Below are 22773 nucleotides of genomic sequence, written 5' to 3' on the forward strand. Positions count from 1 at the left end.
ATGGCCGAAGAGAAAAAAGCCCGTACGCTCACCGGTAAGGTGGTGAGCGACAAGATGGAGAAATCCATCGTCGTCATGATCGAGCGTCGTGAGCGTCACCCGATCTACGGAAAATACGTTAAGCGCTCCACCAAGCTGCACGCCCATGATGAGGCGAACCAGGCGAAGGCAGGCGACACGGTTTCCATTCAGGAGTGCCGTCCGCTTTCCAAGAAGAAAGCCTGGACGCTGGTCGAGGTGGTCGAGCAGGCCAAGGGTTAATTCCCTCGGTCTTCCAACCAGTGCAGTCAGATTAGGTTTGGAGAAAACCGATGATTCAGACTCAGACAATGCTGGATGTCGCCGACAACAGCGGAGCGCGCCGGGTGCAGTGCATCAAGGTGCTAGGCGGTTCACACCGTCGCTACGCTCGCGTAGGTGATGTCATCAAGGTAACGGTGAAAGAAGCCATTCCGCGGGGCAAGGTCAAAAAAGGCCAGGTCCTGAAAGCGGTGGTCGTTCGCACCCGTAGCGGTGTCCGTCGTAACGACGGGTCGCTTATTCGTTTCGATGGAAATGCGGCGGTTTTGTTGAACAACACCAACGAACAGCCGATCGGCACCCGTATTTTCGGTCCGGTCACTCGTGAACTGCGTAATGAGCGGTTCATGAAGATCATTTCCTTAGCGCCTGAAGTGCTGTAAGGAGCGAGGCGAATATGCAAAAGATCAAACGTGACGATGAAGTCATCGTCATCGCCGGGAAGGATAAAGGCAAGCGCGGCACTGTTAAGCGGGTAATGGAAAACCGCTTCGTGGTGTCCGGTGTGAACATGATCAAGCGTCACACCAAAGCCAATCCCATGGCGGGAAATCAGGGCGGTATCGTCGAGCGTGAGGCTCCGATTCACGCGTCCAACGTAGCCATCTTCAATTCGGAGACCGGTAAGGCGGATCGCGTCGGCTTCCAGGTGAAGGAAGACGGTACCAAGGTACGTATCTACAAGTCGACGCAGACGCAGATCGACGCCTAACGCGAGTCGGGTAGCACAATGGCGAACTTGAAAGAACGTTATCAAAACGAGGTGGTGGCTCAACTCAAAGAGCAGTTTAGCTACGCCAACGTAATGCAGGTACCCCGGATCACGAAAGTGACTCTGAACATGGGTATCGGCGAAGCGGTCAGCGATAAAAAGCTGATCGACAATGCCGTCGGCGACCTGGAGAAGCTTTCCGGTCAAAAGCCGCTGGTGACCAAGGCACGTAAGTCCATCGCGGGCTTCAAGGTGCGCGAAGGCTGGCCAATCGGTATCAAGGTAACGCTGCGCGCTGAGCGCATGTGGGACTTTTTGGACCGTCTGGTGAACATCGCGATTCCTCGCGTGCGTGACTTCCGTGGTCTCAACCCGAAGTCCTTCGACGGTCGTGGCAACTACTCCATGGGTGTGCGTGAGCAGATCATCTTCCCGGAGATCGAGTATGATAAAATCGATCGTATCCGCGGGTTGGACGTCACCATCACCACTACCGCCAACACCGACGAGGAAGGTCGTGCGCTGCTAGCTGCACTGAACTTCCCGTTCAAGAAATAAGGGTTGGATCATGGCTAAGAAAAGCATGGTAGAGCGTGAACAAAAGCGTGCAGAGCTGGTCGAGAAGTACGCGGCCAAGCGCGCTGAGCTCAAGAAGATCATCTCGGACGTGAACACGACCGATGAAGACCGCTTCGAGGCGACGCTGAAACTGCAGCAACTGCCGCGTGACTCGAGCCCGGTGCGTCGGACTAACCGCTGCCGCATCACTGGCCGTCCGCACGGTTTTTACAACAAGTTCGGCCTTGGCCGTAACAAGCTGCGTGAAGCCGCCATGCGTGGCGACGTCCCTGGGCTCAAAAAGTCCAGCTGGTAACGCCACGTAGATTCATCAGGAGCGCACATTAAATGAGCATGCAAGATACTCTGGCGGATATGTTTACCCGTATCCGTAATGCGCAGATGGCCACCAAGGAGACGGCAGTCATGCCGTCTTCCAAGTTGAAAGTGGAAGTGGCCCGCGTGCTAAAAGAAGAAGGCTATATCGCCGACTTCACGGTTGCTGAAGGCGTCAAGCCCGAGCTCACCGTTACCCTGAAATACTTCGAGGGTAAGCCGGTCATCGAGCACATTCAGCGGGTTTCCAAGCCGTCTCTGCGTCAATACAAGGGCAAGAGCAATCTGCCCAAGGTCGCCGATGGTCTGGGTATCGCGATTGTCACCACCTCTAATGGTGTCATGACCGATCGTGCCGCGCGCCAGGCTGGCGTCGGTGGCGAAGTCATCTGCACCGTATTCTAGGAGGCTGGAATGTCCCGCATAGCGAAATATCCGGTTAAAGTGCCTGCCGGCGTTGACGTTAAAATCAACGACGATCAGCTGACCGCCAAAGGTGGTTTGGGCACGCTGTCCATGCCGATTCACCAGGACGTGGTGGTCGGTCAGGAAGACGGCCAGCTGACCTTCGCCCCGAGCGAATCTGCCAAGAGCTGGGCAATGGCCGGTACTACCCGCGCCCTGGTTCAGAACCTGGTCACGGGCGTATCCGAGGGTTTTACACGAACTCTCGAAATTGTTGGCGTCGGTTATCGCGCGCAAGCGAAAGGCCAGACGCTCAATCTTTCACTGGGCTTCTCGCACCCGGTCGACTACGAACTGCCTGAAGGTGTTACAGCGGAAACGCCGAAAAACACCACTATCGTGCTGAAAAGCGCGGACAAGCAGAAGCTCGGTCAGTGCGCCGCGGAAATCCGCGCCTTCCGTCCGCCCGAGCCGTACAAAGGCAAGGGTGTTCGTTATGGCGACGAGCAGGTCCGCCGTAAAGAAGCCAAGAAGAAGTAAGGCAGGGTTATGAACGCGAAGAAAGAATCTCGTCTCCGTCGTGCCCGCCGCGCTCGCGCCAAGATCCGCGAGCTGGGCGTGTATCGCCTGTGCGTCAACCGTACCCCGCGTCACATCTATGCGCAGATTATCTCGCCGGATGGTGGCAAAGTGTTGGCCAGCGCTTCCACGCTGGACAAGGCACTGCGCGAGGGTGCGACCGGTAACTCGGACGCCGCCTCCAAGGTGGGCGCTCTGATCGCCGAACGCGCTAAAGAAGCAGGCATCACCCAGGTGGCCTTCGATCGTGCTGGCTTTAAATATCACGGTCGCGTCAAGGCTCTGGCCGACGCCGCTCGTGAAGGCGGCCTGGAATTCTAAAGGGTTTTTACGATGGCGAAGAACGAACAGCAAAGCGGTGATCTGCAAGAGAAATTGGTGCAGGTCAACCGCGTCGCCAAGGTGGTCAAGGGTGGTCGTATTTTCGGCTTCACCGCGCTGACCGTCGTTGGTGATGGTAAAGGTCGTGTCGGTTTCGGTCGTGGCAAGGCGCGTGAAGTGCCGGTCGCGATCCAGAAGGCGATGGATCAGGCGCGTCGCAACATGGTCAAGGTCAACCTGGCAGGCCAAACGCTGCAGTACCCGGTCAAGGCCCGTCACGGTGCCTCCAAGGTGTACATGCAGCCGGCTTCCGAAGGTACCGGCATCATCGCCGGTGGCGCCATGCGCTCCGTACTGGAGCTTGCCGGTGTCCACGACGTACTGGCCAAGTGCTACGGTTCCACCAACCCGGTAAACGTGGTGCGTGCGACCGTTAACGGTCTCGCCTCCATGCAATCACCGGACGACGTGGCCGCCAAGCGCGGTCTGTCTGTCGAAGCGATTACGGGGTAAGACACCATGGCAGCTTTGATCAAGGTTACCCAGGTCCGCAGCACCATCGGCGTTTTGCCCAAGCATAAGGCGACCATGAAAGGTCTGGGCCTGCGTCGCATCGGTCATACGGTTGAACTGGAAGACACCCCGGCCGTACGCGGCATGATCCACAAGGTGACCTACCTTGTGCGCGTTGAGGGAGAGTAATCCATGAAACTTAATACCTTAAGCCCGGCTCCGGGCTCAAAACACGCTGAAAAGCGCGTGGGTCGTGGTATCGGTTCCGGTCTGGGTAAGACCGGTGGCCGTGGCCACAAAGGTCAGAAATCGCGCAGTGGCGGCAGCGTCAAGCCCGGTTTCGAAGGCGGTCAGATGCCGCTGCAACGCCGTCTGCCGAAGTTCGGCTTCACGTCGGCGAAGTCGCTGGTCTCTGAAGAAGTACGCCTGGCCGAGCTTGCCAAGGTCGCGGGTGACGAAGTCACTCTCGAGACCTTGAAGCAGGCCAACGTGCTGAAGGACTCGACGCAGTTTGCGAAGATCATCCTTTCCGGCGATTTGAACAAGGCGGTTACCGTTCGCGGTCTCAAGGTCACCAAGGGTGCCCGTGACGCGATCGCAGCCGCTGGCGGCAAGGTAGAGGACTAAATGGCCAAGTCAGGAAACATGCCGGCGACGGGCAGCGGTCTGAGTGAACTGTGGGCGCGTTTGCGCTTCGTGCTCCTCGCCATCGTGGTGTACCGTATCGGTGCCCATATCCCCGTTCCCGGTATCAATCCTGACCAGCTTGCTGCCTTGTTTAGGGAGCAGCAGGGCACCATCCTGGGCATGTTCAACATGTTCTCGGGTGGTGCGCTGGAGCGCATGAGTGTTCTCGCCTTGGGCATCATGCCCTACATCTCGGCGTCGATCATCATGCAGCTCATGACCGCGGTCTCCCCTCAGCTTGAGCAGCTCAAGAAAGAGGGCGAGTCCGGCCGCCGAAAGATCAGTCAGTACACCCGCTACGGCACGGTGATACTGGCGTTTGTCCAGGCCACCGGTATGTCCGTGGGCCTGGCTAGCCAAGGCATCGCTTACAGCGCTGACTTTAGCTTCTACTTCACCGCCGTGGTGACCTTCGTCTCCGGTGCGGTGTTTATGATGTGGCTAGGTGAGCAGATCACCGAGAAGGGGATCGGCAACGGTATTTCGCTGCTGATCTTCGCCGGGATCGTCGCCGGGCTACCCAGCGCCGTGGGTCAGGCTTTCGAGCTTGCCCGCAACGAAGGGGCCTGGAATGTTCTTCCGCTGTTAGCGCTGTCAGTGCTAGGGATCGCCACCGTGGCGTTCGTGGTGTTCATCGAGCGCGGCCAACGCCGCCTCAAGGTGAACTACCCGCGGCGTCAGGTTGGTAACAAGATGTATGCGGGTCAAAGCAGCTATCTGCCCCTGAAGGTGAATATGGCCGGGGTCATCCCGGCGATCTTCGCCTCCAGTATCCTCCTCTTTCCGGCGTCGATCGGTCAGTGGGTGGGTGCCGGAGAAGGGATGGAGTGGCTGCAGCGAGCCTCGCAGGCGCTCGGCCCCGGCCAGCCGCTCTACATCTTGCTTTTTGCGGCGGCAGTGGTATTCTTCTGCTTCTTTTACACAGCGCTGGTCTTCAACCCCAAGGATGTGGCTGACAATCTGAAAAAGTCAGGCGCGTTTTTGCCGGGTATTCGCCCCGGCGAGCAGACCGCTCGCTATATCGACAAGGTGATGACACGTCTCACGTTGTTCGGTGCCCTGTATATCACTGCAGTTTCCCTGATGCCCCAGTTCCTGATCGTTGCATGGAACGTTCCGTTCTTCTTTGGCGGCACGTCCCTTCTGATCGTGGTAGTGGTCATCATGGACTTCATGGCCCAGGTGCAGTCGCATCTCATGTCGCATCAATATGACTCGGTGATGAAGAAGTCCAACCTGAAAGGCTACGGTAGCGGCGGTATAGCGCGTTAAGCGCTGCCTCCCAAATGTCTGGCCAACACGTGTGTGCCAGGCGCCGGGCGTGCCGCGAGCCGTTTTTGGAGAAAGAACGATGAAAGTTCGAGCTTCCGTAAAGAAGATGTGCCGTAACTGCAAAATCATTCGTCGCAATGGCGCCGTGCGCGTTATTTGCACCGAACCGCGGCACAAGCAGCGTCAGGGCTAATACCCCGCGCTGTATTAAAGCGGGCGCCGGCATACCCCTTGTCTTCGGGCAATGAAAGGGGTATGCTGTTGCGCCTTTTAAAGATGAACAAACGAGCAAGCCGCTCAAATTTCGGAGTAAGCTGATGGCCCGTATTGCAGGCGTCAATATCCCGGACAACAAGCATGCGGCGATCTCGCTGACCTATATCTTCGGGATTGGCCGTACCCGCGCCGCTCACATCTGTGACGCTGCCGGCATCGCCCATAATGCCAAGATCCAGGACCTGTCTGCTGAAGAAGTCGACACCCTGCGTTCTGAAGTTGGCAAATACACCGTAGAAGGCGACCTTCGTCGTGATGTCACGCTTAACATTAAGCGTCTCATGGACTTGGGTTGCTACCGTGGTCTGCGTCATCGTCGTAGTCTTCCGCTGCGTGGTCAGCGGACCAAGACTAATGCGCGTACCCGTAAGGGCCCGCGTAAGCCGATCCGCAAATAACACGCAGGCTCTCTTATAGATAGAGAGTCAGCGTTAAGACAGGAATAGACATCAACATGGCTAACCCGCGTAGTAACCGTAAAAAGGTTAAAAAGCAGGTAGTGGACGCCGTTGCGCATATCCACGCTTCTTTTAACAACACGATCGTGACGATCACAGACCGCCAGGGCAATGCTCTTTCCTGGGCAACTGCCGGTGGTTCGGGTTTTCGTGGTTCTCGCAAGAGCACCCCGTTCGCTGCTCAAGTGGCAAGTGAACGTGCAGCAACTGCTGCAGCCGAGTATGGTGTGAAAAACGTAGACGTGCTGGTCAAGGGCCCCGGTCCCGGCCGTGAATCCGCCGTGCGTGCACTCAACGCCGCCGGCTTCCGCGTGCAAAGCATCGTAGACGCGACGCCCATTCCCCATAATGGCTGCCGTCCGCCTAAGAAACGCCGCGTTTAAGGAGAAAGATTCATGGCTCGTTATATTGGACCGAAGTGCAAACTTTCTCGTCGTGAAGGTACCGACCTCTTTTTGAAGAGCGGCGTTACCCCCTTCGAGAAAAAGTGTAAATCCGAGCAGATCCCGGGTGTACACGGCCAGCGTCGTCAGCGTCTTTCCGACTACGGCTTGCAGCTTCGCGAGAAGCAGAAAGTACGCCGTATGTATGGCGTACTCGAAAAGCAGTTCCGCAACTACTACAAGGAAGCCGCTCGCCTGAAAGGCGCGACCGGCGAAGTCCTTCTGCAGTTGCTCGAATCCCGACTGGACAACGTCGTCTACCGCATGGGCTTTGGCTCGACTCGCTCTGAAGCGCGTCAGCTGGTGAGCCACAAGGCGATCGCCGTTAACGGTCGTAGCGTCAACGTGGCTTCCTATAAAGTGAAGCCGGGTGACGTCATCACCGTCCGTGAAAAGGCGAAGAACCAGGCGCGTATTCAACACTCGTTGACCATTGCGGCCAACCGTGGCGACATCGCCTGGATCGATATCGACGCCAAGAAGATGGAAGGCACTTTCAAGGCTCTGCCTGAACGCGGTGACCTGACTGCCGACATCAACGAAAACCTGATCGTCGAGCTGTACTCCAAGTAAGCCGTTTGCTTGGCAAATCTGCTTCTTGAAGCCCGGGCGGGCGGTCATCCGCTTCGCCCGGATGCTCTTGAGTACACGCTCTAGAGTACTCAGTATCCGTTTGGCAGCCTGAAAGGTGTTCATATGCAGCGTTCAGTGACAGAGTTTCTTCGCCCGCGCGACATCAAGGTCGAAGAAATCAGCGCACATCATGCCAGAATCGTTCTCGAACCGTTCGAGCGCGGCTTTGGCCACACCCTGGGGAATGCACTGCGTCGCATTCTGCTTTCGTCCATGCCCGGCGCCGCCGTGGTAGAGGCCGAGATCGCAGGTGTCGAGCACGAATACAGTGCCCTCGAAGGGGTGCAGGAAGATGTCATTGAGATCCTCCTGAACTTGAAAGATGTTGCGATCAAGATGCACAGCCGCGATGAGGCGGTGCTCTCGCTGAACAAGCAGGGCCCGGCCGTCGTCACCGCTGGCGACATTGCGCTTGATCATAGCGTCGAAATCGTCAACCCGGATCACGTCATTGCTCACGTCAATGAAGGTGCCGAGCTGAAAATTCAGCTCAAGGTGGCGCTGGGTCGTGGTTACGAACCGGCTGACGCTCGTGGCTCCGATGAAGAGACCCGCGCGATCGGTCGCCTGCAGCTGGATGCCACCTTCAGCCCTGTCCGCCGCGTTTCCTACTCGGTCGAAGCCGCTCGTGTCGAGCAGCGCACCGACCTCGATAAGCTGATTATCGATCTGGAAACCGACGGTACTCTGGATCCGGAAGAGGCTATCCGCCGCAGTGCGACCATCCTGCAAGAGCAGCTGGCCGCCTTCGTCGACCTGGAAGCCGATAAGGAACAGGAAGTCGAAGAGGAAGAGGATCATATCGATCCGATCCTGTTGCGCCCCGTAGACGATCTTGAGTTGACCGTTCGCAGCGCGAACTGCCTGAAAGCCGAGAATATTTACTATATCGGTGATCTGATCCAGCGCACGGAAGTGGAGCTGTTGAAGACCCCGAACCTCGGTAAAAAGTCCTTGAATGAAATCAAGGATGTTTTGGCAGCGCGCGGTCTTTCCCTTGGCATGCGGCTGGAGAACTGGCCACCCGCGAGCCTGAAGGACGACAAGGCCTCCGCGTAAGCGTCGACTTGAGTCCCAGTTTGGTAAGGAATCACAACCATGCGTCATCGTAAGAGTGGTCGTCAATTAAACCGCAATAGCTCGCACCGCCATGCCATGTTCAAGAACATGTCCGTGTCGCTGGTCGAGCACGAAGTAATCAAGACAACCCTGCCCAAAGCCAAAGAGCTGCGTCGCGTCATCGAGCCGCTGATCACTCTGGCCAAGCAGGACAGCGTCGCGAACCGTCGTCTGGCGTTTGCCCGCACCCGTTCCAAAGACGCGGTCGGCAAACTGTTCAACGAACTGGGTCCGCGTTACGCCGAGCGTCCGGGTGGCTACATCCGTATTCTCAAGTGTGGCTTCCGTCCCGGTGACAACGCGCCCATGGCGTACGTTGAGCTGGTCGACCGCCCGGCGATCGAAGACGCCGCCGCGGAAGAGTAAGACGCCCATACAGGCTACGCCGCGTTTGAAAGCCAGACGTCAAGGCAATCCTTGGCGCACTGGCTCTCAAGACACAGCGAAAACCGACCCTCCGGGGTCGGTTTTTTTATATTTGAACCTGGGAAAACGCGTTTTTCCGGTTTTAGAAGTCGTTTACTGCGGCCCTCGACGTGCTAACCTGAGCGCTTGGGGCGAAGGCCGCGTAAGGTGGTTTCTGGACAACTCAAGGCGATTGAAAGGGGCAAGTATGGCAGCGAGGGACGTGACTTCACACACCGCCCTGCGGTGGTGGCTTGTGTGCGCCGTGACCATCATGGTGCTGGTACTGGGAAGCAGTGCACAGGCCGACGGCAATCCCCGCTACGCGGGCATCGTGGTCGACCTGGAAAACGGCGAAGTGCTTTACTCGGAAAATGCCGATGCCCCGCGCTATCCCGCCTCACTCACCAAGATGATGACCATTTACCTCGCGCTGGAAGCGGTCGAGCGCGGTGAGCTGAGCTTCAACCAGCCGCTGGCGGTTTCCGCCCAGGCCTCCGCCATGCCCGCCACCAAGCTTTGGCTCTCGGCAGGTAGCACCATCGACCTGGATACGGCCATTCGTGCATTGACCGTGCGTTCGGCTAACGACGTGGCCGTGGTGGTGGCCGAAGCGCTCGGCGGCAGCGAGCAGCGCTTTGCCAGCCTGATGACGGCCAAGGCGCGCGAGCTGGGCATGAACAACACCACCTTTCGCAACGCCTCGGGCCTGCCGGACAGCGGCCAGATCACGACCGCCCGCGACATGTTGATCCTGTCGACCCGCGTGATGCAGGATTTTCCCCAGTACTATCACTATTTCGGCCTACAGGAGTTCAGCTACAAGGGGACACGCCATACCAGCCATAACCGACTGGTGCGCGACTACCCCGGCGCCGACGGTCTGAAAACCGGCTTCATTCGCGCTTCCGGCTTTAACGTAGCGACCACCGCGGTGCACGACGGCCGTCGGATGATCGCCGTAGTGATGGGCGGTTTCAGCTCCTCGTCTCGCGATGAGCACATGGCGGATCTGCTTGATCGCAGCTTCGCCCGCGCCCGGCTGCGCGACAATACCAGCTGGATGGCTGATACCAACTTCTCTCGCGAGTTCATGACCTTTGGCCAGGCGCCGGTGCCCTTGAGTTCCCCGCCGCCGAGCACGCCGCCTTCGCCGATTCTGGCCAATATCGATACCACCACGATGTCACCTTCGGCTACCGCTGGGGCCAACAGGGCGCCTACCGCGGCACCGGTTGCCCAACCCGCCCGTCCCTCGCCGGAAGCCGCACCGCGCGACCCGCTACGCGCGCTGATCAACGAGCAACAAGGCATTAGCGCCCCGGCACTGGCCGTGGCAGGAAGCGGCGGCTGGGGTATCCAGGTCGGCGCGTTCAGCCAGGCAAGCCATGCCGAGCAGCTTGCCCGTCAGGCCGCCCAGCATCTGCCCAATAACGTCGGCGGTCGCGTTGCGGTGGATACCATCGACGGCCAAACGCCAGTGTTTCGCGCCCGCGTGGTCGCGCTCGACGAAGCGCGCGCCATCGCTGCCTGTCAGACGCTCCATGCCCGCGGCATGGACTGCATGGTGGTCAACGCGAGCCTTTAGAACGGTTAGAAAAGTGGCCCCGCTGACGTCGGTCGGCGGGGCCTTTTTTGTTTGCGCGGCCAGAACCGCGTGGGAGGGCAAATTGCCGTGTCGACGTCGCTGAAAGGGATATTGAGCATGTGTATCGGGGTGCTATTTCTGGCACTCGGCGACGCCGTCTCCAAATGGCTGGGCGAAACCCACTCACCGTTTCAGATCATCTTTTTTCGCACGCTGGTGTCACTGCCGCTCATCGCGCTGCTCGCCCATTTCGCCGGCGGGCTGAGAAAGCTCGCCACGCGTCGCCCGGGGGTGCATCTGCTGCGCGGGCTGTTCCACACCGCCACCATGACCTGTTTCATCATCGGCCTGATTCTCATGCCATTGGCGGAAGCCACGGCGATTGCTTTTATCGCGCCGCTGTTCGTCACGCTCTTGTCGGTGCCACTGTTGGGCGAGCGCATCGACCGCCCGGTGCTCGCCGCATCGCTACTGGGCTTTGCCGGCGTGCTGGTCGTGGTGCGTCCTGGCGGCGATGCCTTCCACCTCGGCGCGTTGGTATTGATCGGTGCCGCGCTGTTCTACGCTCTGACGATGATCACCGCGCGGCGCTATGGCTCGCGGGAGTCCTTTTGGGCGCTGGTGTTCTACATGACGCTGGTACCGATGGTGCTCACCGGCGCCACGGTGCCCTTTGTGTGGACGACGCCAGAGCCGCTTCACTGGCTGGGCTTTTTGGCCTCCGGCGTGCTGGGGGTCGCGGCGACCGCGTTCATTACGCTGGCGTTTCGAAGTGCCCCGGCGGCGATTGCCGCCCCCTTCGACTATACGGCGCTTTTGTGGGCGGTGCTGTTGGGGTGGTGGTTCTGGGGCGAGCTTCCGGATCGCTGGGTATGGATCGGCAGCGCGCTGATCATGGCGAGCGGGCTCTGGATCGCTTATCACGACCGCCGCACGACGCTTAAGCGCCGTCCGACGGCGTGAGCCCTATCATGAAATGGGACGAAGAAGGTTTGCTCAAAACCTGACGGCGATTGGGGCGAGCGTTTAGTCGAAGGCGTAAACGTCCATCGCCAGCACGCCGTGCTCCACGCTGTGGTGAAGCTGCTTGGCATCGCCGCCGGCCCCCATGGCCACCAGCAGGGGAAGGAAATGTTCCGGTGTAGGGTGATTGCGCTGCGCTTGCGGGGCGCTTTGCCACGCCAGCAGCGCGTCGCGATTGTTCGCTTCGAACTGGGTGTTCACCCAGTCGGAAAACTCGCCAACCCAAGGCGGCATTTTGCTGCCCATCGGCAGGGTTTCGTAAAGATTGTGAGTCAGACTGCCCGAGCCCACGATCAATACGCCCTCTTCGCGCAGCGGGGCGAGCTGTTCACCCAGCGCTGTCAGCTTTTCGCTCGACCAGCGAAGCGGCAGCGACATCGAGACGACCGGAACGTCGGCGTTTGGGAACATCAGTGACAGCGGCACCCAAGCGCCGTGATCCAAGCCCCGATCGACGATATCCGCACCCAGTAGGGCACCCAGCCGCTTGGCCAGTGCCGGCTCGCCTGGGGCAGGATACTGGCAATCGAACAGCTCGCGGGGAAAGCCGCCGAAGTCGTGAATGGTTTCCGGCCAGGCACTCTGGCTGACCTTGAGCGTTAGACTCTCCCAGTGGGCGGAGATGACGATGACCGCTTTGGGCGTCAGCGTTTGCCCGAGCCCGCGCAGAAAGCGGTGCGCGGGCGTGGCGTTAAGCGCAAGCATCGGAGAGCCGTGGGAAATAAACAGGCTAGGTAGCATGGTCGATCTCCTTTCAAAGGCCCCACCAATGAGGGGCCGGCAGGAACGCTGTGAAATGAAATGGATGTCGTGACGTAATCAGCGAGTGCGTTCGGTCAGGCTGAAACGTCCGCCGCCCAGCCCTGCCTGTACCAGCAGCGCGACGGCCCAGAAGACCGGGAATTCCCAGCCGCCGCCAGCGTTGGAGAACATCCAGCCGTTACCCAGGTGAACCGAGGCCGCTCCCAGCAGCAGCGGAATCATTGCCAGGCTCACCCAGCGGGTATAAGCGCCCAGGATCAGCGCCAGGCCGCCGCCGATTTCACCGGCGATGGTGAGGTAGGCCAGAAAGCCGGGCAGCCCCAGCGATTCGAAGTAGGCCACCGTGCCGGGAAGGGTGAATACCAGCACTTTCAAAAGGCCGTGGGCCAGCGCCATGACGCCGAGCGATACGCGCAGCAGCGTTGTGGCGTGGGGTTGGAAGGTATTGGTGGCTGTCGGTTGAGCGGTGTTCATGAGTGTCTCTCCAAAGGGGCAGGAAGTTGCCGATGGAGATACTTTAGCGCGGTCGAAATAGAAGATAATCTGCGCGTTTTTCACTTCACTGTTGCGTCACTCGCGACAATCCCATGGCCTCTTCCCAGCAGGGCGGGTCGCCCCAGGCCTGCTGCAGCCGGGCGACGAAGCGCTCGACCTTGGCCGGAAGATAGCGCCTTGCCATATAAAGGGCGTGAATATCGAGCGTGACCGGCGGCTGGTCGGTCAGAAGCGGCACCAGCCGGCCCGCCAGAATGCTCTCGGTGACCAGAAAGCTTGGCTGCTGGGCGATACCGAGCCCGGCCTCTGCCATGTGGGTCAGGACGTCGCCGTTGTTGCTTTCAAGCGGGCCCTGTGGGGTCAGCGTGGTCGCGTTACCCAGCACCCAGTCGGCGCTGGCCTGGCCGCTTCGATAGCGAAGGCAGTGATGATTTGCCAGGTCTGCCAGGCTTTCAGGCGTGCCCCAGCGCTCGAGATAGTCCGGCGAGGCGCAAAACAGCATCCGACACCGAGTGAGGCGCCGCGCGATCAGGTTCGAATCCGCCAGCTGGCCGATGCGGATCGCCACGTCGTACCCCTCTTCGATGAGATCCACCCGGCGGTCGTTGAGATCCAGACGCACCTCGAGCTCGGGATGCTCGGTCATGAAGTTCGCCACCAGCGGCGCCAGATAGCGCACGCCGAAGCTCATCGGCGCGTTGATGCGCATTTCACCGCGCACTGCTTGGGTGGTGCTGCCCACGTCGCTTGCCGCATCATCCAGCGCGCGCAGTATCGATTGGGCGTGGGCCAGGTAGCGCTCGCCTTCCGGCGTCAGGTGAATGCGGCGGGTGGTGCGCTGTAGAAGCCGTACGCCGAGCGTCTCTTCCAGCGCCATCACCTGACGCGAGAGCCGGGTACGGGAGAGATCCAGCGCCTCGGCGGCGCGGGTGTAGCTGCCAAGCTCCGCCACCTTCACAAAGGCGCTGATATGCTCGAGCTGATGCTTCACCGCTTGAACACCTTCGCGGCAAGGCAAGGGTCCGGCGTGCCGCAAATCGCGGATATCACCGCCAATCCGTTGGCGCCGGCGGCGAGCACGTCGTCAACGTGTTCCGCCTTGAGCCCGCCGATCGCCACCGTCGGCAGGCGGCTGGCGCGGGCAAGTTCTGCCAGCCCATTCCAGCCCAACGGGGCGGCGTGATCGCTCTTGCTGGCGGTGGCAAACACCGGGCCGAGGCCGAAGTAGCTTAGCGCTTCGAGCGGCGCGCGCTCGAGCTCCGTGAGGGTATTGATCGAAAGCCCGATGATCGCCTCAGGGCCCAGCATCTGGCGGGCCTCTAGCGCGGCGGCGTCGCTTTGGCCCACGTGCAGGCCGTCGGCACCGCTTTCGAGCGCTACGGTAAGTCGGTCGTTGATGATCAGCGGCACGCCGGTGCCGGCCAGCAGCGCCTTCAGGCGCTTGGCTTCGTCGATCATGGCGGCGTCACTGGCGTGCTTGTCGCGAAGCTGCACCACGCTCACCCCGCCGCGCACCGCGGCCTCGACGGTACGCTCGAGCCCGTAGTCACGACAAAGCACGGCGTCGGTCACCAGATAAAGCGAAAGATCGAGCGTCACGGTTGGCCTCCTTCGCTGCCCTTGAGCGTCACGCACGTCGATGCCGCCCGGGAGAGCGCCTCTGGCGTGAGCCGGTAGAGCGCGTCGATCAGCTCAACCTGAAAGCTGCCCGGGCCTCGAGCCCGCTCGCCGGCCTCCCGCCCGGCCTCGGCGAAGGCGGCAAGGGCTGCCGTGCTCGCCTCAAGCGCGGCGTTTGGGCTGGTCGCGAGGAAGCCTGCCACGATGGCGCTAAGCCCGCAGCCCAGGGTGGTAACGCGCGGCATCAGGGCGTGGCCGCCATCGATATGGAGCAGGCGCGTCCCGTCGGTGACGACATCGCGCTCGCCGGTCATCGCCACCACGCAGCGCTGGCGTTGGGCGAGCGCCACGGCAGCCGCCTCAGCGTCGTGAGCAGTGACGGCGGCGTCCACGCCGCGCCCTTGGCTTTCAAGCCCGGCAAGCGCCAGTACTTCCGAGGCGTTGGCACGAATCACCGTGGGCTCGAGCGCCAGCAGCTGTTCGCAAAGCGCGCGGCGGTAGGCGGTCGCGCCCACCGCCACCGGGTCCAGCACCCAAGGGATCGAACGGCGTTTCGCTACGTCGGCGCAGGCCAGCATCGCCTCGGCCCAGCTCGGTGAAATGGTGCCGATGTTGATCGACAGTGCCCCGGCAAGTTCGGTGAACGCCGGCGCCTCTTCGATCGCGTGAATCATCGCCGGCGACGCGCCAACGGCCAGTACCAGGTTCGCGCTGGAGTTCATGGCGACAAAGTTGGTCATGCAGTGAACGAGCGGGGTACTTTCGCGCAGCGCGCCAAGGTAGTTACCAAGAGGGGGTAGGGTCATCACATCCTCCCGGCGAGAGAGGTGGTGCGGGCACCACGACTCCCTACGCCGGTACTATCCGGTTCAGGTTCAAAGGGTGCATCTCAGCCCAATCGGGCGCCCCTGTCGTAAGTGTTACTATCCGGATACGGCGGCGGCTTGTAAAGCCGCCGAGCCTGATCGAATCGGTTAGTGGACCGCGTCCATGGCGTGCTGCTGGAGTGTGACCAGCGGAATGATATCGAGCGTTTTCTGGTTGGTGCCGGAAAGTATCACCGGCGGCGCCAGGCCCACTTCTGATGCCTCCAGCCAGCGCTTGGCGCACAAACACCAGCGATCACCGGGAGCGAGTCCTGGAAAGCCGAACTCCGGGCGCGGCGTCACCAGGTCGTTACCCTGGGCCTGGGAGAAAGCGAGAAACTCTTCGGTGACGATGGCGCACACGGAGTGCACACTGGCATCGTCAGGGCCGACACGGCAAAAACCGTCGCGATAGAAACCGGTTTTAGGGCTGTGGCAGCAGGGCGTCAAGGGCTCACCTAAAACGTTACGGTCACGAGACATGATGCCTCCGGAAGCCGGGGCTGGAATTATCAAACCACCGACCTCATTGTTAAGTATGGATGTGGTTGATAGGGGTAAATGCGCGTCATACCTGTATCAAGTAGAGTACATACTTGTACACGGCATCGGTTTCGTCAAAGTTTATCGGCCCTAAAGGAGCATTTCATGAGTTTTAAAGGTGAGCAGCATCCCGGCGTAGTCGCCCCCCCGGCCAACACCCAAGGGTTTCGTTTGAACCACACCATGCTGCGCGTTAAGGACCCGGAAACGGCGCTGGCGTTCTACTCACGCGTGTTCGGCATGCGCGTGCTGCGCCGGCTCGATTTCGAGGAGATGCAGTTTTCGCTCTACTTTCTCGCCAACGTCGAGCAGGGCGAGCAAGTCCCGGAGGATACCCGCGAGCGCACCGCCTGGACCTTCGCTCAGAAAGGGCTGTTGGAGCTGACCCACAACTGGGGCACAGAAGAGCAGGCGGATTTCGCCTACCACGACGGCAACGCCGAGCCCCAGGGGTTCGGGCATATCTGCTTTAGCGTGCCGGATCTCAACGCCGCCCAAGCCTGGTTTGATGTGTGCGAGGTCACCTTCGTCAAGCGCGCCGATCAGGGCAAAATGAAGGACGTCATCTTCGTCAAGGACCCGGACGGCTACTGGATCGAGGTGGTGCAGGCCGATCTGTTGGCCGGTATGGGCGACTAGGGTGGCGCACCTGCTGTTTCGCCTGCGCCACGTCACCGATGAAGAGGCGCTGGAGGTGCGAGAGCTGCTACAAGAGCACGGCTTCGACGTTTACGAGACCAATGCCGGCTTTTTCCGTCTTGGGGTCGATGCGATCTGGCTGCGCGATGCGAGCCAGCGCGAGGCCGCCGAGGCGACACTGGCCGAGTATCAGCAACGGCGCCAGCAGCGCGAACGCGCGGCGTTCGAGAGTGCCAAAGCCCGGGGCGAGGCGCCCACGCTCTGGCGGCGCTTTCTGGCCCACCCGATTCAGGTGGTGCTGACTATCGTCGCAGTGCTGCTGATTGCGCTGCTGACCCTGCTGCCGTTTGCAGGGCTTGGCGCGCCTTGAGCGCTACGCCGCCGAGAGATGCCCGCGCTTGAGATAGAGCCGAACGCCGCTGGCGCCGGCTTCGAGCGTGGGCAGGGCGCCATAAGGATAGCGACACCAGCTCCCCGTCGGGTACTCGGTGTCGCCTTCCCACAGCGAGCCTTCCAGCACGAAAATCTCCAGCCCCTTGCTGAGCTGCGGGTAGCGGGAGACGACGCCCGCGTCCCACTTCTCCAGGCTCACCCGCTCCTGGCCGTGGGTGTGCAGCATCTTGTAGACCACGCCTTCGCGCTGGTCCGGCTGCCAAGGCAGGCGGTGAGCGGGCACCGCGATCTTGAGCGTATCGGTATGCTCGAACTGGTGGAGCTTGACCAGAATCAGCGCGCCCTCTTCGCCGATTTGCGGCGCGTGGTCGGTACCGATCGGGTTGCGCAGATAGCTGCCCGCCGGGTAGCGGCCGTGTTCGTCGCCAAATACCCCCTCCAGCACCAGAATCTCCTCACCGCCGCCGTGCACGTGGCGCTCGAACTGGCTATGAGGCGCGTAGCGCACCAGGCTCGTGGCCCGGGCGACCTCGTCACCGATACGATCCAGCATCATGCGCTGTACCCCGGCGCTGGGGGAGTCGACCCAGGCATACGCCGTAGGTGTCACACAGGCAAATTGAGAGAAATCGGCGTTCAGACGCATGGAAAAACTCTTTACAGGGGCAGGAGGCGTCAGTCTCCTCATACCCCGGCCAAAATGCAACGCCCCAGCGCATGGACGAGCGTGCAGGGGGCGACAATCCGGTTGCTGGGAGGGGATCACGAAAAGACCGCCATAAGGCGGTCGAAAGGGGGCAACTGGCGCGAGAGATTAAGCGATGGCTTTTTCTTCATGGTTTTGCAAACGGTAGGTGCATGCATTGAAGTGCACCATCGGCTCTTTTTCCTTCACGGTCGATTTGCGAATCTTGCCAACGAATAGGCGATGGGTGCCCAAAATCGTTGTGTTGACGATGTCGCACTCGATACTGGCCAGGGCGTCGGTCAGCACCGGCGGGCGTTCGCTTCCCAACTGCCAGTCGCCGTGTTTAAAGCGCGCCGGACCCTGCTGTTCGGACAGGAAGGAGGCCATCAATGAGGTGTGACAAGACCCCAATACATTAGCAACGAAGGTGCCGTTGGCCAGCAGGTGCTCCATCATCGAGGAGTTCTCGTGGACGAAGAAACCGATCAGCGGGGGCTCGGCAGAGATCGACGTCAGACTCGAGACGATCATGCCTGCTACGTCGTCACCACGGCCGGTCGAGATGGCGCTAACGCCGGCCGGCAGCGCACGCATGGCCGCCTTGAACTCGTCCTGGGTCACGACCTCGTCAGAGTCGCTGTAAACCAGGTGGGCGCGGACGTTGCCTTCCGCGTTGACCCAGTCGTGCTCGTCGGCGTAGGCCAGCATTTTAGCAAAGCCGGCTTCCCAAGCGGGTTCGCCCCCGTGGTCGGACATAAACCGCATGACGGAAGGGGAGAGCCAGATGTGATCGTCTTCCCCCCAAGTGCCGATTCGAGCCACCGCCTGATGGAGCTGCTCTTCTGGCTGCGGGTCGATGAGCACGTCGAGCTGGCGAAAATTATTAGGCTCCAGCAGGGTAACGGCACCGAGATTGGTCAGGTGAATACGCATGATCTAGCCCTCCGCAAGGATGCTTAAGCGACGGTTGTCTGTTCGTTTCGTTCCAGCTCTTTACGCACTGCGGGAATGATGTGCTCGCCCCACACCTCGATCTGCTTGAGCATGGTCTTCTGATCGCAGTCACCCAGCTGGGTCTGCAGCGCGAAGTGCTTGGGCTTGAGGATGGTCACTTCTTCGAGCAGTTTGTCGATGACCTGATTGACCGAGCCGACGGGCAGGTTTTTGCGCATCTGATCGAAGCTCAGATCGGTTTCCGACGGTACTTCCTTGATCATGTAGCCGTCATCGGATTGGGCGCGGCGGTATTTCAGGCTCTCGGAAATACGGCGCTGGAAACGCGCGTTGCTCAGGTAGGCCTCGATGTCGGCGTTGTTGTCGGAGGCGAAGCCGCAGCGCAGAAAGCCGAACTTGACGTCGTCGTCCAGATCCTTGTTCTCTTTTTCGGCGATGCCCTCGAGCTTGCTGCGCAATCCCTGGATGGCGTCGGTGCCGTTGAGCAGCGACGTCGTGAACAGGTTATGACCTTCTCGTACCGCGCGGCCCAGGGTGTTGGGGTTGCCCGAGGTGATCCAAAGCGGCGGCATCGGATCCTGCTTACAGCGTACTGCAATCGAGCTCGGCGGAATCTTTAAAAATTCGCCTTCGTACTCGAAGATATCCTGCGTCAGACCCTTGGGAATGATGTCCAGGAATTCGTTGTAGATCTTGCCGGCATCCTCGAGCTCGACATCGAAACGCTCGAACTCGAACTGCTGATACCCGGAGCCGATGCCCAGTTCCAGCCGGCCGTTGGAAACCGAGTCAACGAAGCCTACCTCGGCCAGAAAGCGCGACGGATGATAAAGCGGCAGGATGCAGACGGCAGAGCCCAGCCGAATCCGCTCGGTCTTCGCCGCGCAGTGGGCGATAGTCATCAGCGGCGAGGGTGAAAGTGAGTAGTTGTTGAAATGGTGCTCTGCATACCAGGCCGTGTTGAAGCCGGCCTGTTCCGCGGCGACCGTCTGCTCAACGGAGTTCTGAATCACCTCATGGGAGGTCTGGTGATAGCCACGCTGTTGTGCGAGTAGAAAAACGCCAAATTCCATGGTGTGTTAACCTATTTGTTATATGCATGAACCTGGAATCGTAAGGGCTCTCGCCGGTACTTTAGAATATCGATAAAGATTGTTTCTGTTTTGCGTTTTTTGGAGTAATCATGGATCGTTTGCGAGCGATGGAGCTTTTCCTTTCAATTTCTCGAACGCACAGCTTCACAGAAACTGCCCGTCTTTTCGGGGTGTCGGCCACCTCGGTCTCGCGCATGATCACCAATTTCGAGAGCAGTCTGGGCGTGACGCTTCTGCAGCGCTCTACTCGGCAAGTCGTGCTGACGGAAGCCGGCAAGGAGTACGCTCAGCAGCTCGACGGACTGCTCTGGATGCTGGAGGAGGCGCAAAACAGTATCACCGCCATCAGCTCGTCACCTCGCGGGGTACTGAAGGTGCATTCCCGCACGATGTTCGGCATCGGCGTACTGACGCCATTGATCGCCAGGTTTCGAAGTGAATACCCGGACATCACGGTCGAGCTGACGTTGGGCGAGGCTAAAATCGATCTTCGCGAGCAGCAGATCGATATCGATTTTCGGGTCTCGCCGCCAGCGGAGGCCAGCGTCAAGCGGCGAATCCTGTTCATCAGTCAGCAGCATCTGGTGGCCTCACCCGCCTATCTCGAAAGCCGCCATCTCGACCACAAGGCGCCTCTGGAAAGGCCCGAGCAGATAACGGACCATCAGTGTCTGGTCTATCGTTTGCCTGGGCATCGCCACACTTGGCACTTCAAAAAAGGCGATTACAACGAAGAGATCGAGATATCGCCGCGCTACCTGATCAACAACGGTATCGCCCTGCGCGAGCTGGCGGTGAGAGGAGAGGGGGTGGCGCTACTCGAGGACTATACGGTTTATAACGATATCGAGAGCGGCAGGCTCGTGCGCCTGCTGCCCGATTATCAGGTCACGAACACGGATTTCGACAAGGGCATCTATGCCACGATTCTGGATACGCCGGTCATTCCCAAGAAAACACGTTTGTTTCTCGATTTCGTCGCTTCGAAGGTTTCCACCAAGGATGGCCGCTTTTCGCTGATCCGCCGCGAGAAGCAGTAGCGCATCAAATATCGATGCGACACCTCGGGCGGGGAAGGCCGGTAAAACCTACTCCTTTTATCTGCAGTACCTTGCCATCCAACGGGCCATCGCCCGTTATACGTTCGCTGTTACGGATGGAGGTCACGAACAGATCATCGCCATCGGGCCCGCCGAAACAGAGTGAAGAGGGGTGTGATACGGGCAGGTCGATTCGGTGGCTGACGTCGCCTCTTTGATCGAAGCGCACGACCGCCCCGGCACGTACTAGGGCGCTCCAGAGCCCGCCTTGGCTGTCGAAGCAGCAGCCGTCGGGCGCTGAGCCCAGCGTATCGGTGTCAACGAACAGGCGCTGATCAGTCAATTCAAACCGGTCGCTGACGGCAAAGCTATCGATGCGTCGACAGGCGCTGTCAGCGATGTAAAGACGCTGATCGAACGGGCCAAGGTTCGGGCCGTTGGCAACGCCACAGGCGGGACCGACCTTCGAGAACGTGCCATCGCAGTCAAGACGGAAGATCCCGCCTTTGGGAGGTTCGTGTTCTTTACGATGAATGTGCATCGTGCCCACCAGAAAACCGCCGTCGTCCAAGGCAACGCCATCGTTGAACCGCAGGTGTTTATGGCTTTCGGGTAGCTTTGCCAACGTTTTCAAACCACCCGACGTTCGTTCGAGAAGCACAAGTTGCTCCTTCAGCGCCACCAGAAGCTTGCCGTCTTCATTGATCGCGAAGGCGCCCGCGGGTGCGGGAACCGACCAGGACATGCACGTGTCCGCGCATGTGTCGATTTCGAAGATGCGCCCCTTTCGGCAGTCCATCATCCACAGATGCTGCGATCGGGCGTCCCAGATTGGGCATTCGCCCAGATCCGCCGATACACATTCGAAAGCTTTAATCTCAAGCGTGTGGGTCATGTTGTTCATCTGGCAATAAAGTGGCGCCCCTCTGAGTCGTGGCGCCACACCCCCGATCGCTTGGCTTAATTGAGAACGATGTTGTTCGTTTCGATGATGCTGCCCCAGGTCTGACGATCCGTTTCCAGCTGATTCGCCATGCCTTCCGAGCCCTCGGCGCTAAGGTTATTGCCCTGGTTTTCGATGAGCGTTGCGAACTCTTCGGAATGGGCCGCCTCGACGGCCGCCTCGGCCAGCTCGTCGACGACATCCTGCGGCGTGCCGCTGGGTGCTAAAAAGCCGCCCCAGTAAGAGAGCACTAGCTCAGGATAGCCAAGCTCCACAACGCTTGGCGTATCCGGAAAACGCTCGTCGCGCTCGCTGGTGCTCAACGCCAACATTTTCACCTCACCGCTCTTTTCGTACTCCTGAATACCTTGAGGCGCCGAGAACGTCAGCTCGGCCTGGCCTGCGATCAGATCGATGATCGAAGCAGGCATACCGTTATAGGCCACTCCTACTCCTTCGATACCGAGTTCTTCCATCAGCAGGCGCCCGTACAGGTCGGTCGCACTACCCGGCCCCATCGTGCCGTAGCGAATGGGCGAATTTGATGCATTGGCGAACTCCACTAGCTCATCAATGCTCTCGATACCCGCAACGGTCGGCACCGTGATACTCATGGGGCCACTGAAGAGCAGCGATACGGGTTCGAAACTATCGAAGCTGTAGGGCAGCGCAGGGCGCAGCATGATGTTGAGCGATATCGGGCCCGTGCCGCCCATCAGTAGGGTGGTGCCGTCAGGGTCGGCGTTGGCGACGTAAGTGGCGGCAATGATGCCGTTGCCACCGGGCTTGTTCTCGACGAGCACTTGGCGATCAAGGCTTTCGGACATCCCGGTGGCCAGTGTGCGGGCGTACGCATCATAAGATCCGCCGGCTGTGTAGGGCACGATGATGCGAATGGAGTCGTCGTCGGCGTGAGCGGTAGATACGAATAGGGCTGGCAGTGTGGCGATCGTCATCGTGGCGGCGATGCTACCCAAAAACGTTTTGCCGATGGTTTTTATCATGAAAATTCTCCTGGCATTGGCGTCTTGTTTTTTTTGGAAAAGGGGGCCACCGCGCCCGGTCGAGGCGGTGACGTTTGCAGTGTAACGTACTGAATCGAGCTGGATTG

At 59.9% G+C, this 22773-nt stretch carries 34 protein-coding genes and 1 riboswitch; of the genes, 23 read left to right on the plus strand and 11 right to left on the minus strand.

What is annotated here, in order from left to right; translation table 11 throughout:
* The 20 genes from rpsQ (at nt 1) to ACGLWX_RS12835 (ending at nt 11568) form a co-directional block, all read left to right on the plus strand.
* A complete protein-coding gene (rpsQ, locus tag ACGLWX_RS12740) occupies nt 1-261 on the plus strand; it encodes a 30S ribosomal protein S17 (RefSeq protein ID WP_027337515.1) in 261 nt (86 codons plus the stop codon).
* Between the two features lie 50 nt (nt 262-311).
* Nucleotides 312-683: a 50S ribosomal protein L14 gene (gene rplN / locus ACGLWX_RS12745; protein ID WP_252105868.1), complete on the plus strand. Its 372-nt coding sequence runs from the start codon at nt 312-314 to the stop codon at nt 681-683.
* 14 nt (nt 684-697) lie between these two features.
* A complete protein-coding gene (gene rplX, locus ACGLWX_RS12750) occupies nt 698-1012 on the plus strand; it encodes a 50S ribosomal protein L24 (RefSeq protein WP_252105869.1) in 315 nt (104 codons plus the stop codon).
* 18 nt (nt 1013-1030) lie between these two features.
* A complete protein-coding gene (gene rplE, locus ACGLWX_RS12755) occupies nt 1031-1570 on the plus strand; it encodes a 50S ribosomal protein L5 (RefSeq protein ID WP_252105870.1) in 540 nt (179 codons plus the stop codon).
* 10 nt (nt 1571-1580) lie between these two features.
* Nucleotides 1581-1886 carry a 30S ribosomal protein S14 gene (gene rpsN / locus ACGLWX_RS12760; protein WP_252105871.1) on the plus strand — a complete coding sequence of 102 codons (306 nt, stop codon included), beginning with the start codon at nt 1581-1583 and terminating at the stop codon, nt 1884-1886.
* Between the two features lie 32 nt (nt 1887-1918).
* The gene (gene rpsH / locus ACGLWX_RS12765; RefSeq protein WP_252105872.1) at nt 1919-2311 is read left to right on the plus strand and encodes a 30S ribosomal protein S8; all 393 of its coding nucleotides are present in this window, start codon (nt 1919-1921) and stop codon (nt 2309-2311) included.
* 9 nt (nt 2312-2320) lie between these two features.
* A complete protein-coding gene (rplF, locus tag ACGLWX_RS12770) occupies nt 2321-2851 on the plus strand; it encodes a 50S ribosomal protein L6 (RefSeq protein ID WP_252105873.1) in 531 nt (176 codons plus the stop codon).
* Between the two features lie 9 nt (nt 2852-2860).
* The gene (gene rplR / locus ACGLWX_RS12775; RefSeq protein ID WP_008959159.1) at nt 2861-3211 is read left to right on the plus strand and encodes a 50S ribosomal protein L18; all 351 of its coding nucleotides are present in this window, start codon (nt 2861-2863) and stop codon (nt 3209-3211) included.
* Nucleotides 3212-3223: 12 nt separating this feature from the next.
* Nucleotides 3224-3724: a 30S ribosomal protein S5 gene (gene rpsE, locus ACGLWX_RS12780; RefSeq protein ID WP_252105874.1), complete on the plus strand. Its 501-nt coding sequence runs from the start codon at nt 3224-3226 to the stop codon at nt 3722-3724.
* 6 nt (nt 3725-3730) lie between these two features.
* Nucleotides 3731-3913 carry a 50S ribosomal protein L30 gene (rpmD, locus tag ACGLWX_RS12785; RefSeq protein WP_252105875.1) on the plus strand — a complete coding sequence of 61 codons (183 nt, stop codon included), beginning with the start codon at nt 3731-3733 and terminating at the stop codon, nt 3911-3913.
* A 3-nt stretch (nt 3914-3916) separates the two neighbouring features.
* Nucleotides 3917-4351 (plus strand): 50S ribosomal protein L15, encoded by a 435-nt coding sequence (rplO, locus tag ACGLWX_RS12790; RefSeq protein ID WP_252105876.1) that lies wholly within the window; start codon nt 3917-3919, stop codon nt 4349-4351.
* On the plus strand, nt 4352-5683 hold the full coding sequence (secY, locus tag ACGLWX_RS12795; RefSeq protein WP_252105877.1) for a preprotein translocase subunit SecY: 1332 nt from the start codon (nt 4352-4354) through the stop codon (nt 5681-5683).
* A 79-nt stretch (nt 5684-5762) separates the two neighbouring features.
* Nucleotides 5763-5876: a 50S ribosomal protein L36 gene (rpmJ, locus tag ACGLWX_RS12800; RefSeq protein WP_031384759.1), complete on the plus strand. Its 114-nt coding sequence runs from the start codon at nt 5763-5765 to the stop codon at nt 5874-5876.
* A 124-nt stretch (nt 5877-6000) separates the two neighbouring features.
* The gene (rpsM, locus tag ACGLWX_RS12805) at nt 6001-6357 is read left to right on the plus strand and encodes a 30S ribosomal protein S13 (RefSeq protein WP_252105878.1); all 357 of its coding nucleotides are present in this window, start codon (nt 6001-6003) and stop codon (nt 6355-6357) included.
* A 56-nt stretch (nt 6358-6413) separates the two neighbouring features.
* Entirely contained in the window at nt 6414-6800 is a 387-nt protein-coding gene (gene rpsK, locus ACGLWX_RS12810; RefSeq protein WP_009099028.1) for a 30S ribosomal protein S11, read from the plus strand.
* A gap of 12 nt (nt 6801-6812) precedes the next feature.
* Nucleotides 6813-7433 carry a 30S ribosomal protein S4 gene (rpsD, locus tag ACGLWX_RS12815; RefSeq protein ID WP_396240165.1) on the plus strand — a complete coding sequence of 207 codons (621 nt, stop codon included), beginning with the start codon at nt 6813-6815 and terminating at the stop codon, nt 7431-7433.
* A gap of 123 nt (nt 7434-7556) precedes the next feature.
* Entirely contained in the window at nt 7557-8552 is a 996-nt protein-coding gene (locus ACGLWX_RS12820; RefSeq protein ID WP_252105880.1) for a DNA-directed RNA polymerase subunit alpha, read from the plus strand.
* A 39-nt stretch (nt 8553-8591) separates the two neighbouring features.
* Nucleotides 8592-8978, plus strand: coding sequence for a 50S ribosomal protein L17 (gene rplQ, locus ACGLWX_RS12825; protein WP_252105881.1), 387 nt, complete (start codon nt 8592-8594; stop codon nt 8976-8978).
* A gap of 247 nt (nt 8979-9225) precedes the next feature.
* Complete coding sequence (locus ACGLWX_RS12830; protein WP_396240167.1) at nt 9226-10605, plus strand: serine hydrolase; 1380 nt, start codon at nt 9226-9228, stop codon at nt 10603-10605.
* Between the two features lie 87 nt (nt 10606-10692).
* On the plus strand, nt 10693-11568 hold the full coding sequence (locus tag ACGLWX_RS12835) for a DMT family transporter (protein WP_396240169.1): 876 nt from the start codon (nt 10693-10695) through the stop codon (nt 11566-11568).
* Between the two features lie 63 nt (nt 11569-11631).
* Here the strand turns inward: ACGLWX_RS12835 and ACGLWX_RS12840 are convergent, their stop codons facing one another.
* The 6 genes from ACGLWX_RS12840 to ACGLWX_RS12865 all read right to left on the minus strand — a co-directional run bounded on the left by ACGLWX_RS12840 (nt 11632) and on the right by ACGLWX_RS12865 (nt 15851).
* Nucleotides 11632-12369 (minus strand): DODA-type extradiol aromatic ring-opening family dioxygenase, encoded by a 738-nt coding sequence (locus tag ACGLWX_RS12840; protein ID WP_396240171.1) that lies wholly within the window; start codon nt 12367-12369, stop codon nt 11632-11634.
* A gap of 78 nt (nt 12370-12447) precedes the next feature.
* Nucleotides 12448-12864, minus strand: coding sequence for a DoxX family protein (locus tag ACGLWX_RS12845; protein WP_396240173.1), 417 nt, complete (start codon nt 12862-12864; stop codon nt 12448-12450).
* A gap of 85 nt (nt 12865-12949) precedes the next feature.
* Entirely contained in the window at nt 12950-13876 is a 927-nt protein-coding gene (locus tag ACGLWX_RS12850) for a LysR substrate-binding domain-containing protein (protein ID WP_396240175.1), read from the minus strand.
* Nucleotides 13873-14484 carry a thiamine phosphate synthase gene (gene thiE / locus ACGLWX_RS12855; RefSeq protein ID WP_396240177.1) on the minus strand — a complete coding sequence of 204 codons (612 nt, stop codon included), beginning with the start codon at nt 14482-14484 and terminating at the stop codon, nt 13873-13875. The genes ACGLWX_RS12850 and thiE overlap by 4 nt, the downstream gene beginning before the upstream one ends.
* Complete coding sequence (gene thiM / locus ACGLWX_RS12860; protein WP_396240179.1) at nt 14481-15308, minus strand: hydroxyethylthiazole kinase; 828 nt, start codon at nt 15306-15308, stop codon at nt 14481-14483. The genes thiE and thiM overlap by 4 nt, the downstream gene beginning before the upstream one ends.
* A gap of 23 nt (nt 15309-15331) precedes the next feature.
* Nucleotides 15332-15422: riboswitch (TPP riboswitch) on the minus strand.
* Between the two features lie 54 nt (nt 15423-15476).
* Entirely contained in the window at nt 15477-15851 is a 375-nt protein-coding gene (locus ACGLWX_RS12865; protein ID WP_396240181.1) for a DUF2237 family protein, read from the minus strand.
* Between the two features lie 165 nt (nt 15852-16016).
* Between ACGLWX_RS12865 and gloA the strand changes: the two genes are divergently transcribed.
* The gene (gloA, locus tag ACGLWX_RS12870) at nt 16017-16550 is read left to right on the plus strand and encodes a lactoylglutathione lyase (protein ID WP_396240183.1); all 534 of its coding nucleotides are present in this window, start codon (nt 16017-16019) and stop codon (nt 16548-16550) included.
* A 1-nt stretch (nt 16551) separates the two neighbouring features.
* Complete coding sequence (locus ACGLWX_RS12875; RefSeq protein ID WP_396240185.1) at nt 16552-16920, plus strand: DUF6164 family protein; 369 nt, start codon at nt 16552-16554, stop codon at nt 16918-16920.
* Nucleotides 16921-16923: 3 nt separating this feature from the next.
* Here the strand turns inward: ACGLWX_RS12875 and ACGLWX_RS12880 are convergent, their stop codons facing one another.
* The 3 genes from ACGLWX_RS12880 to ACGLWX_RS12890 form a co-directional block, all read right to left on the minus strand.
* Entirely contained in the window at nt 16924-17589 is a 666-nt protein-coding gene (locus ACGLWX_RS12880; protein WP_396240187.1) for a cupin domain-containing protein, read from the minus strand.
* A 168-nt stretch (nt 17590-17757) separates the two neighbouring features.
* Nucleotides 17758-18564, minus strand: coding sequence for a flavin reductase family protein (locus tag ACGLWX_RS12885; RefSeq protein WP_252105893.1), 807 nt, complete (start codon nt 18562-18564; stop codon nt 17758-17760).
* A gap of 23 nt (nt 18565-18587) precedes the next feature.
* Nucleotides 18588-19658 (minus strand): LLM class flavin-dependent oxidoreductase, encoded by a 1071-nt coding sequence (locus ACGLWX_RS12890; protein ID WP_252105894.1) that lies wholly within the window; start codon nt 19656-19658, stop codon nt 18588-18590.
* 110 nt (nt 19659-19768) lie between these two features.
* Between ACGLWX_RS12890 and ACGLWX_RS12895 the strand changes: the two genes are divergently transcribed.
* On the plus strand, nt 19769-20719 hold the full coding sequence (locus ACGLWX_RS12895; RefSeq protein WP_252105895.1) for a LysR family transcriptional regulator: 951 nt from the start codon (nt 19769-19771) through the stop codon (nt 20717-20719).
* Nucleotides 20720-20723: 4 nt separating this feature from the next.
* Here ACGLWX_RS12895 and ACGLWX_RS12900 read toward each other — a convergent pair whose 3' ends face one another.
* Together ACGLWX_RS12900 and ACGLWX_RS12905 are read right to left on the minus strand one after the other, a co-directional pair.
* The gene (locus ACGLWX_RS12900; RefSeq protein ID WP_396240189.1) at nt 20724-21614 is read right to left on the minus strand and encodes an SMP-30/gluconolactonase/LRE family protein; all 891 of its coding nucleotides are present in this window, start codon (nt 21612-21614) and stop codon (nt 20724-20726) included.
* Between the two features lie 65 nt (nt 21615-21679).
* On the minus strand, nt 21680-22666 hold the full coding sequence (locus ACGLWX_RS12905; RefSeq protein WP_396240191.1) for a tripartite tricarboxylate transporter substrate binding protein: 987 nt from the start codon (nt 22664-22666) through the stop codon (nt 21680-21682).
* Between the last annotated feature and the right edge of the window lie 107 nt (nt 22667-22773).

The organism is Halomonas sp. HMF6819, assembly GCF_044335525.1.
GTDB lineage: Bacteria > Pseudomonadota > Gammaproteobacteria > Pseudomonadales > Halomonadaceae > Vreelandella.

Excerpts from the sequence above, each read along its gene's own strand:
- rplN (WP_252105868.1), top strand. The coding sequence starts at position 312 with ATGATTCAGACTCAGACAATGCTGGATGTCGCCGACAACAGCGGAGCG.
- ACGLWX_RS12895 (WP_252105895.1), top strand. The coding sequence starts at position 19,769 with ATGGATCGTTTGCGAGCGATGGAGCTTTTCCTTTCAATTTCTCGAACG.
- rplE (WP_252105870.1), top strand. The coding sequence starts at position 1,031 with ATGGCGAACTTGAAAGAACGTTATCAAAACGAGGTGGTGGCTCAACTC.
- ACGLWX_RS12865 (WP_396240181.1), bottom strand. The coding sequence starts at position 15,851 with ATGTCTCGTGACCGTAACGTTTTAGGTGAGCCCTTGACGCCCTGCTGC.
- rpsK (WP_009099028.1), top strand. The coding sequence starts at position 6,414 with ATGGCTAACCCGCGTAGTAACCGTAAAAAGGTTAAAAAGCAGGTAGTG.
- rplO (WP_252105876.1), top strand. The coding sequence starts at position 3,917 with ATGAAACTTAATACCTTAAGCCCGGCTCCGGGCTCAAAACACGCTGAA.
- thiM (WP_396240179.1), bottom strand. The coding sequence starts at position 15,308 with ATGACCCTACCCCCTCTTGGTAACTACCTTGGCGCGCTGCGCGAAAGT.
- ACGLWX_RS12885 (WP_252105893.1), bottom strand. The coding sequence starts at position 18,564 with ATGCGTATTCACCTGACCAATCTCGGTGCCGTTACCCTGCTGGAGCCT.
- rpsM (WP_252105878.1), top strand. The coding sequence starts at position 6,001 with ATGGCCCGTATTGCAGGCGTCAATATCCCGGACAACAAGCATGCGGCG.
- ACGLWX_RS12820 (WP_252105880.1), top strand. The coding sequence starts at position 7,557 with ATGCAGCGTTCAGTGACAGAGTTTCTTCGCCCGCGCGACATCAAGGTC.
- rpsE (WP_252105874.1), top strand. The coding sequence starts at position 3,224 with ATGGCGAAGAACGAACAGCAAAGCGGTGATCTGCAAGAGAAATTGGTG.
- rplX (WP_252105869.1), top strand. The coding sequence starts at position 698 with ATGCAAAAGATCAAACGTGACGATGAAGTCATCGTCATCGCCGGGAAG.
- rplQ (WP_252105881.1), top strand. The coding sequence starts at position 8,592 with ATGCGTCATCGTAAGAGTGGTCGTCAATTAAACCGCAATAGCTCGCAC.
- ACGLWX_RS12900 (WP_396240189.1), bottom strand. The coding sequence starts at position 21,614 with ATGACCCACACGCTTGAGATTAAAGCTTTCGAATGTGTATCGGCGGAT.
- ACGLWX_RS12845 (WP_396240173.1), bottom strand. The coding sequence starts at position 12,864 with ATGAACACCGCTCAACCGACAGCCACCAATACCTTCCAACCCCACGCC.
- rpsD (WP_396240165.1), top strand. The coding sequence starts at position 6,813 with ATGGCTCGTTATATTGGACCGAAGTGCAAACTTTCTCGTCGTGAAGGT.
- ACGLWX_RS12840 (WP_396240171.1), bottom strand. The coding sequence starts at position 12,369 with ATGCTACCTAGCCTGTTTATTTCCCACGGCTCTCCGATGCTTGCGCTT.
- ACGLWX_RS12905 (WP_396240191.1), bottom strand. The coding sequence starts at position 22,666 with ATGATAAAAACCATCGGCAAAACGTTTTTGGGTAGCATCGCCGCCACG.
- rpmJ (WP_031384759.1), top strand. The coding sequence starts at position 5,763 with ATGAAAGTTCGAGCTTCCGTAAAGAAGATGTGCCGTAACTGCAAAATC.
- gloA (WP_396240183.1), top strand. The coding sequence starts at position 16,017 with ATGAGTTTTAAAGGTGAGCAGCATCCCGGCGTAGTCGCCCCCCCGGCC.
- rpmD (WP_252105875.1), top strand. The coding sequence starts at position 3,731 with ATGGCAGCTTTGATCAAGGTTACCCAGGTCCGCAGCACCATCGGCGTT.
- rplR (WP_008959159.1), top strand. The coding sequence starts at position 2,861 with ATGAACGCGAAGAAAGAATCTCGTCTCCGTCGTGCCCGCCGCGCTCGC.
- secY (WP_252105877.1), top strand. The coding sequence starts at position 4,352 with ATGGCCAAGTCAGGAAACATGCCGGCGACGGGCAGCGGTCTGAGTGAA.
- ACGLWX_RS12830 (WP_396240167.1), top strand. The coding sequence starts at position 9,226 with ATGGCAGCGAGGGACGTGACTTCACACACCGCCCTGCGGTGGTGGCTT.
- ACGLWX_RS12890 (WP_252105894.1), bottom strand. The coding sequence starts at position 19,658 with ATGGAATTTGGCGTTTTTCTACTCGCACAACAGCGTGGCTATCACCAG.
- ACGLWX_RS12880 (WP_396240187.1), bottom strand. The coding sequence starts at position 17,589 with ATGCGTCTGAACGCCGATTTCTCTCAATTTGCCTGTGTGACACCTACG.
- rpsQ (WP_027337515.1), top strand. The coding sequence starts at position 1 with ATGGCCGAAGAGAAAAAAGCCCGTACGCTCACCGGTAAGGTGGTGAGC.
- rpsN (WP_252105871.1), top strand. The coding sequence starts at position 1,581 with ATGGCTAAGAAAAGCATGGTAGAGCGTGAACAAAAGCGTGCAGAGCTG.
- rplF (WP_252105873.1), top strand. The coding sequence starts at position 2,321 with ATGTCCCGCATAGCGAAATATCCGGTTAAAGTGCCTGCCGGCGTTGAC.
- rpsH (WP_252105872.1), top strand. The coding sequence starts at position 1,919 with ATGAGCATGCAAGATACTCTGGCGGATATGTTTACCCGTATCCGTAAT.